Consider the following 1,099-nt stretch of genomic DNA (forward strand, 5'->3'; position numbering starts at 1 on the left):
CTCAGGATGACTCACCTTTTGAGACAGCCTTTTTTATTACTCAAAAGGCAGTTTGCCCAGGTCTACGTTACCACCGCTAAGAATGATGCCTACTTTCTTTCCTTTAAATAGGTCTTTGTTGCGGAGGAGTGCCGCAAATGGCACAGCACATGAAGGTTCTATAATTATTTTCATGCGCTCCCATATCAAACGCATGGCCTGTATAATTTCTGATTCATTAACCAGCAAGATGTCACCCACATTGTCTTTGATAATACCGAAAGTTTTATCGCCTAATGTAGTCAAAAGACCATCAGCGGTTGTTTTGGGCGGGCTTTTATGAGCTTTCAGTTCCCCTGATCGTAACGAGCGATAAGCATCATCGGCTTTTTCAGGCTCACAACCAACAATTTTAGTAGTTGGGGACAGGTACTTGGCTGCTAGAGAACTACCGGCTGTGAGTCCACCACCACCAATTGGAGTCAGTATATAATCTAATTGATAAACTTCCTCTAAAAGCTCGATTGCGGCTGTTCCCTGTCCGGCAATTATGCTATAATCATTAAAAGGGTGAATGAGAATTGCTCCTTTTTCCTCAACAATTTGAGCTACAGTGCTTTCTCTGGCCTCTAAAGTAGGCTCACATAATATTATTTCTGCACCATAACCTGCTACTGCGGCTTGTTTTACTTTTGGAGCAGTTTTTGGCATTACTATATAAGCCGGCACCCCTAATGTTTGAGCTGCAACTGCTACAGCCTGGGCATGGTTACCGGATGAGTGGGCTGTGACCCCTTGGGTAAGGCGGTCTTTCCCTAGTGATAATAAAGCATTGAAACCACCTCTGGCTTTAAATGCACCTATTCTCTGAAAATTTTCGCATTTAAAATAAATGGAAGCCTCAGAAAGGCTATTTATATATGTTGAAGTAAGAACAGGGGTATTGTGAATATAAGGCCTTATTCGATCGTGTGCCTCTCTTAGTGTCTGCAAAGTCGGAACCATATGCTAATTTACAAGATCAAGGTCAAAAAAATAGGGCTTCTGATTACCGCTAAGAGAAAACTCATTCTAATTGTGCTTGTTAATTTTTAATATCAAGTGCTTAACCTAAACTTAT

Annotated in this window: 1 protein-coding gene; it reads right to left on the reverse strand. The window is 41.3% G+C overall.

Annotated elements, in window-relative coordinates; translation table 11 throughout:
• Positions 1-36: 36 nt before the first annotated feature.
• Positions 37-984, reverse strand: coding sequence for a threonine ammonia-lyase (locus E1176_RS00760; protein ID WP_155208682.1), 948 nt, complete (start codon positions 982-984; stop codon positions 37-39).
• Positions 985-1,099 lie beyond the last annotated feature (115 nt).

It is taken from the genome of Fulvivirga aurantia (assembly GCF_009711475.1).
Classification (GTDB): Bacteria; Bacteroidota; Bacteroidia; order Cytophagales; family Cyclobacteriaceae; genus Fulvivirga; species Fulvivirga aurantia.